We start from the raw sequence: 1505 nt of genomic DNA, 5'->3' as shown, positions 1-1505 counted from the left end.
CTGTTTGTCATCGCGATCGTGCTCCAACAGGTCTGCTATCTCGGCGCCTCTGTCACCAATGCAAGTTTCCTGATCAGCACAGCTACGGTAATGACCCCTATCGCCGCCTGGCTACTCGCCGGCGAACGGCCCACGGCGAGCATCGCCATCGCCGCTGGCCTGACCGTTGTCGGAGCCCTGCTGTTGTCGGGCGGGATTGCGAGCCTTGGCTCTGGTGACCTCACGGCCCTTTTGTCGGCCGCCTGCTACTCGCTCTGGATGATCGAGCTTGGCCGCCATGTGCAAGCCCATGCGCGTCCGTTCACAGCCGCTGCAGTGCCGTTTCTTTGCACCGCCGCTCTTGCCCTGCCGGTCGGGGCAGTGTTCGGCAATCGTCGCCGGCCGCAATTTTTGCGGCCGGTCCAGAACTGATCGTCCTTGGCGTGTTCTCTACGGCAATCGCTTTCGGCATGCAGGCGGCGGCCCAGCGCTTCACCTCTGCGAGCCATGCCGCGGTGATCGTCAGTGCCGAGAGCGTTTTCGGGACGCTTGGTGCCGCGATCTTTCTCGGCGAGCGGTCCTCGACCATGGGGGCTTTGGGTGCCGCGATGGTTCTCGTGGCCATCCTGTCGGTCGCAATGTCGAAGGGATCGACACCGACAAACGCGCCCCGGCGGAACGCCCCCATCCGGTCCTTCGCTGCTCCGTCCTTGCCTATGCCACTGCCCGTGCGGGCAAAGCCGATCGTCCCACCGCCAACTAAGGGTCCAAAAGTGAGGCACGCTATGATCATTGCCGATGCGAACGGCCAACTTATCGCCCCAGCATTGCAAACCGTGGCGAGACTTCGTCTCCCCGCATCGGGGACTGCCTTGCCGGAGGCCGCCGTGCAGATAGCGTCCAAACTTGTCGCGAGGGCACCACAATGACGTCGCTGGCAACTCTTTGTCCGCGCCTGGTATCCGCGTTTCGCGCCCGCATGAGCGGCCCCGGTGGCTACTACAACAGTGGCAATGCACTCGGCCTCGTCGCGGGTCTTGGGGTCCAGATCGCCACCGCACCGGCCGGATCGCCTGGCGAAAACACTGTCATGGCGGCGATGGTCGACTATTTCGCCGGCAGCCACAGCGCTGTCGCGCTGACGTTGGCGACGCTGGTCTTCTTCTGGGGCGGCGAGGCCTATCACCGGGCGTGGGCACAGCCGGACGCTCCCGATCCGGCCCTCAACCGGCTGGGCGACCTCCTTTCTGGCATAGGTGCGATCGGACTCGGCATCGCGCTGTTGTTGCTCGGCGATCCGCTGCTTGCTGCAACCTCCGGGCTGCTGCATGCGCTGGGTAAATTCGGCAGCGCCTTTCACCGGCCGGGCACGCCGGTTCCGGTGTGGCCAGTCGCTTGGCCCGACCCGTTTCGTAGCGTCGTTCTCGCCAGCAGGTTGCCGGCAATGCTGGCAACGGCGCTCGCCCTCGGCTCGGCCTTGCCGCAAGTCTGGCCGGACGGKCCCCTCACAGTGCTCATCATGCCGA

The 1505-nt window shown here is 65.1% G+C and carries 2 protein-coding genes and 1 pseudogene; all 3 read left to right on the top strand.

Annotated features, from left to right (window positions below; all coding sequences use genetic code 11):
* Positions 1 to 411 (top strand): annotated as a pseudogene (locus AC1DUU_RS31755) (EamA/RhaT family transporter); the annotation flags it as partial.
* Between the two features lie 38 nt (positions 412 to 449).
* Entirely contained in the window at positions 450 to 908 is a 459-nt protein-coding gene (locus tag AC1DUU_RS31750; protein WP_476787271.1) for a hypothetical protein, read from the top strand.
* A partial coding sequence (locus tag AC1DUU_RS31745) for a hypothetical protein (RefSeq protein ID WP_476787270.1) occupies positions 905 to 1505 on the top strand: 601 nt, incomplete at its 3' end. The genes AC1DUU_RS31750 and AC1DUU_RS31745, both read left to right, overlap by 4 nt.

It is taken from the genome of Aminobacter sp. P4_H6_2 (assembly GCF_056400805.1).
Note: the sequence above shows the minus strand (reverse complement) of the source record. Positions and strands in the feature narration are given on the sequence as shown.

Coding starts and splice junctions, on each gene's coding strand:
- AC1DUU_RS31750 (WP_476787271.1), top strand. CDS start 450: ATGCAGGCGGCGGCCCAGCGCTTCACCTCTGCGAGCCATGCCGCGGTG.